Origin of the sequence: Neisseria sp. HMSC070H10, from assembly GCF_001837635.1 — a bacterium.
Classification (GTDB): Bacteria; Pseudomonadota; Gammaproteobacteria; order Burkholderiales; family Neisseriaceae; genus Neisseria; species Neisseria subflava_A.
On the sequence record NZ_KV833373.1, the window covers coordinates 1 to 5,266 of the forward strand.

Below are 5,266 nucleotides of genomic sequence, written 5' to 3' on the forward strand. Positions count from 1 at the left end.
TGGGTAAAATCAGGAGTAATTAGGAGCGGAAATAGACGAAAACCTGTGTTTGGAGTTTCAGCTGTCGAAGGAAGGGCTTTTTTGCAAAGGTCTCGGGTTGATATTATCTGTGCATATTAATATAATGATAATTATTATTAATCAAATAGAGGAAAAGTAGGGATGTGTAAACCGAATTATGGCGGCATTGTCTTGTTGCCCTTACTTTTGGCATCTTGTATCGGCGGCAATTTCGGCGTGCAGCCTGTTGTCGAATCAACGCCGACCGCGCAAACCCCGTCAGATTCCAAACCTTCCAAGCCTGAGGATATTCCTGCTCCGGCTCCTGCCAAACCTTCTATAGAAACCACGCCGGTCAACCAGCCCGCCGTCGGTGCGGCAATGCGGTTGCCAAGGCGGAATATTGCTTTTTATAACAAAGACGGTACGGAAATTCCCGATAAGCATCAGGCAGAGGAGTATCTGCCGCTTAAAGAGGAGGATATCCTGTTTTTAGACGGTACGCCGCAAGAACAGGTCGACAAACTTAAAAAGGAAATCAAAGGACGGCATCCTAATGCACAAATCTACACGTCCGATTCAAAAGATGCTGTGTATCAATATAAATATGTCCGGGCCGGATATGTTTATACTCAAACAGGAGAAGACGAAATCAAACAGAACTCAGGTGGTAAGCGGTTTACCCACCGGTTTGGTTATGACGGGTTTGTATATTATTCCGGAGAACATCCCTCCCAATCTTTACCGAGCGCGGGAACGGTGAAATATTCCGGTAACTGGCAATATATGACCGATGCCAAACGTCATCGGACAGGTCAGGCGGTTGCCAGTGAGAATTTGGGTTATAACACATATTATGGTAATAATATTGGTGCAACTTCTTATGCGGCTAGGGATGCCGACGACAGGGAAAAACATCCTGCCGAATATACGGTTAATTTCGACAAAAAAAACCTGGAAGGTAAGTTGATTAAAAATCAGTATGTGCAAAATAAGAATAATCCAGATGAACCTAAAAAGCCGCTGATCATTTACAACATTACTGCAAAATTGGACGGCAACCGCTTTATCGGCAGTGCCAAGGTCAATCCTGATTTAGCGGAAAAACATGCCGGTAAGGAGCATTTGTTTTTCCATGCCGATGCCGATCAGCGGCTTGAGGGCGGTTTTTTCGGCGATAACGGAGAAGAGCTTGCCGGACGGTTTATCAGCAACGACAAAAGCGTATTCGGCGTATTCGCAGGCAAACAAAATAGCTCCGTGCCGTCTGAAACGCATACCAAAATCTTGGATTCGCTGAAAATTGCCGCCGACGAAGCTGCCGATCCTAAGGCACGTCCGTTTATTGCCGAGCCTATGCCCGACTTTGCCCATCCTGACAAACTCCTTGTCGAAGGGCGTGAAATCTCCTTGGTCAAAGATACTCAAACCATCGTTCTTGCCGACGGCAGGAAAACGACAATCCGAACCTGCTGCGATTTTCTGAACTATGTGAAAATCGGACGGATGCAAACCGACCGTCCCGTCGTCAAACCGACTGCAACAGAGGACGAAGATTCCGATCATGAAGGCGCGGGACCTGATGATGAAAATGAAAGTTTAGAGCCTGAAGACGGTGAAGACGGTTTGGAAAATGATACCGATGACGGTCATGCTTCTTCCGAGTTGCCGGCAGAGGAAGATAACGGGGAAGCAAATACAGCAGGAAAAAATGAAGGAAACAACGCGGAAAGCGTAGGCACGGATGGAAAATCACCTGTCCAACCCGCTTCTGCATACAGGAATATCGACCTTTTCATAAAAGGTATCCGCACTTCCGAGGCAGACATCCCCAAAATTGGGAATGTCCACTATAGAGGTTCATGGGAAGCCCGTATCGGCGCGCCGATCCAATGGGATAACCATGCGGATAAAGCGGCAAAAGCCGAATTCGACGTTAACTTTGCCAACAAGTCCCTTTCCGGCACCCTGATGGAGAAAAATGGTGTAGAACCTGCCTTCTATATTGAAAACGGTATTATTGAGCACAACGGTTTCCATGCAGCAGCACGTACCCGTGATACAGGTATCGACCTGCTTGGCAGGGGTGCAACATCCTCCAAACCGTTTAAAGCCGAGAACCTTCATGTAACAGGGGGCTTTTACGGACCTCATGCATCGGAATTGGGCGGCAGCTTTGCCGAACCCCAACAAAAAATCGGTGTGGTATTTGGTGCGAAGAAAGATGACAAGGAGGCAACACGATGAACAGAAGGCATACATTCCCGCTTACCCTGACCGCCTTGGCCATTGCAGCCGCTTTCCCATCATATGCGGCAAACCCCGAAACGGCGGCATCTGATGCGGCGCAAAGTCAATCATTGAAGGAGATTACCGTCCGTGCCGCCAAAGTGGGACGGCGATCGAAAGAGGCGACCGGTTTGGGCAAAATCGTCAAAACGTCGGAAACGTTGAACAAAGAACAGGTACTCGGTATCCGCGACCTGACGCGCTACGATCCGGGCGTGGCCGTCGTCGAACAAGGTAACGGCGCGAGCGGCGGTTATTCGATACGGGGCGTGGATAAAAACCGTGTGGCGGTTTCGGTCGACGGTGTTGCCCAAATACAGGCGTTTACCGTGCAGGGTGCATTGAGCGGATACGGCGGACGCGGCGGCAGCGGTGCAATCAACGAAATCGAATATGAAAACGTCGGTACGGTAGAAATCGACAAAGGTGCCGGTTCTTCCGATCACGGCAGCGGTGCGCTCGGCGGAGCAGTCTCCCTCCGCACCAAAGAGGCGGCAGACCTGATTTCAGACGGCAAAAGTTGGGGGATACAGGCAAAAACCGCCTACGGCAGTAAAAACCGCCAATTTATGAAGTCGCTCGGCGCGGGTTTCAGTAAGGACGGTTGGGAAGGGCTGTTAATCCGAACCGAACGCCAAGGGCGGGAAACGCGCCCGCACGGCGATATTGCGGACGGGGTGGAATACGGCATAGACCGTTTGGACGCGTTCCGCCAGACATACGATATTCAGAGTCCGAATAAAAAGGCGGAATATTTCCTGGCGGAGGGCGAGAGTGAGCTCAAGCCTGTGGCAAAATTGGCGGGCAACGGGAAATATTTGAAAAACCAGCTCAACCGCTGGGTGGAAGAACGCCGTTCAAAAGGTCAGGCTTTAAACAGTGAAGAAGAAGCGATGGTGCGGGAGGCGCAGGCGCGCCACGAAAACCTGTCCGCCCAATCGTACACAGGCGGCGGCAGGATATTGCCCGATCCGATGGATTACCGCAGCGGTTCGTGGCTTGCCAAGCTGGGCTACCGCTTCGGCGGCAGGCATTATGTCGGCGGCGTGTTTGAGGATACCAAACAGCGTTACGACATCCGCGATATGACGGAAAAACAGTATTACGGTACGGACGAGGCGAAAAAGTTTAGCGACAAGAGCGGGGTGTACGACGGCAACGATTTCCGCGACGGCTTGTATTTTGTGCCGAATATAGAAGCGTGGGATAAAAACAAAGAAAAATGGGTCAAGGGCATAGGTTTGAAATATTCCCGCACCAAATTTATAGACGAACATCACCGCCGCCGCCGTATGGGTTTGCTGTACCGTTATGAAAACGAAGCGTATTCTGACAATTGGGCGGACAAGGCGGTGTTGTCGTTTGACAAACAGGGCGTGGCAACCGACAACAACACGCTGAAGCTGAATTGCGCCGTGTATCCTGCCGTGGACAAATCCTGCCGCGCGTCGGCAGACAAGCCGTATTCCTACGACAGCAGCGACCGTTTCCACTACCGCGAACAGCACAATGTTTTGAATGCCTCGTTTGAGAAGTCGCTGAAAAACAAATGGACGAAACACCATCTGACTTTGGGCTTCGGTTACGATGCTTCCAAAGCGATCTCCCGCCCCGAACAGCTTTCCCACAATGCGGCAAGGATTTCGGAATACTCGGATTACACCGATAAGGGAGACAAGTATCTTTTGGGTAAGCCCGAAGTCGTCGAAGGGTCGGTCTGCGGCTACATCGAAACCCTGCGTTCCCGCAAATGCGTGCCAAGAAAAATCAACGGCAGCAATATCCACATTTCTTTGAACGACCGTTTTTCAATCGGCAAATATTTCGATTTCAGCTTGGGCGGCAGGTACGACCGGCAAAACTTTACCACGTCGGAAGAACTCGTCCGCAGCGGGCGGTATGTTGACCGTTCGTGGAACAGCGGCATCGTGTTCAAACCGAACCGGCATTTTTCTTTGTCTTACCGCGCCTCCAGCGGCTTCAGAACGCCCTCCTTCCAAGAACTTTTCGGGATAGACATTTATCACGATTATCCGAAAGGCTGGCAGCGTCCTGCCCTGAAATCGGAAAAGGCAGCCAACCGCGAAATCGGTTTGCAGTGGAAGGGCGATTTCGGCTTTTTGGAAATCAGCAGCTTCCGCAACCGTTATACCGATATGATTGCCGTTGCCGATCAAAAAACCAAATTGCCGAATCAGGCAGGACAATTGACAGAGATTGATATACGCGATTATTACAATGCCCAAAATATGTCGCTCCAAGGCATCAACATCTTGGGAAAAATCGACTGGAACGGTGTGTATCACAAACTGCCCGAAGGTTTGTACACGACTTTGGCGTACAACCGTATCAAACCGAAATCGGTATCCAACCGGCCGGGACTGTCCCTCCGCAGCTATGCTTTGGATGCGGTACAGCCGTCGCGTTATGTTTTGGGGTTCGGATACGACCAGCCCGAGGGGAAATGGGGCGCAAACATTATGCTGACCTATTCCAAAGGGAAAAACCCTGATGAACTTGCTTATCTGGCAGGCGATCAAAAACGATATTCGGCAAAAAGAGCGTCGTCTGCTTGGTCGACGGCAGATGTTTCTGCCTATCTTAATCTGAAAAAACGGCTGACCTTGAGGGCGGCTATCTACAATATCGGCAACTACCGCTACGTTACTTGGGAATCCTTGCGCCAGACTGCGGAAAGCACGGCAAACCGGCACGGCGGCGACAGTAACTATGGAAGGTATGCCGCACCGGGCAGGAACTTCAGCCTCGCGCTTGAAATGAAGTTTTAAAGGAAATACCGTCTGAAAGCTTGATCTGCACCCCAAAAGTCGGACTAAACCGCCAACTGATTAAGGTGCAGGTTTTTTTTGAGGTTTAGGGTAACTTCTAAACCGTCATTCCGGGAATCTGGACATTCAATGCTAAGGCAGTTTGAGACCTTTACAAAATCCCCCAAAATCCCCTAAATTCCCACCAA

The 5,266-nt window shown here is 50.3% G+C and carries 2 protein-coding genes; both read left to right on the plus strand.

Annotation, left to right across the window (positions count from 1 at the left end; genetic code table 11):
- Positions 1-162 precede the first annotated feature (162 nt).
- Positions 163-2,247: a transferrin-binding protein-like solute binding protein gene (locus HMPREF2606_RS05925; RefSeq protein WP_049328591.1), complete on the plus strand. Its 2,085-nt coding sequence runs from the start codon at positions 163-165 to the stop codon at positions 2,245-2,247.
- Positions 2,244-5,078 (plus strand): lactoferrin/transferrin family TonB-dependent receptor, encoded by a 2,835-nt coding sequence (locus HMPREF2606_RS05930; RefSeq protein WP_060975174.1) that lies wholly within the window; start codon positions 2,244-2,246, stop codon positions 5,076-5,078. Before HMPREF2606_RS05925 ends, HMPREF2606_RS05930 begins: the two co-directional genes overlap by 4 nt.
- Positions 5,079-5,266 lie beyond the last annotated feature (188 nt).

Excerpts from the sequence above, each read along its gene's own strand:
- HMPREF2606_RS05930 (WP_060975174.1), top strand. The coding sequence starts at position 2,244 with ATGAACAGAAGGCATACATTCCCGCTTACCCTGACCGCCTTGGCCATT.
- HMPREF2606_RS05925 (WP_049328591.1), top strand. The coding sequence starts at position 163 with ATGTGTAAACCGAATTATGGCGGCATTGTCTTGTTGCCCTTACTTTTG.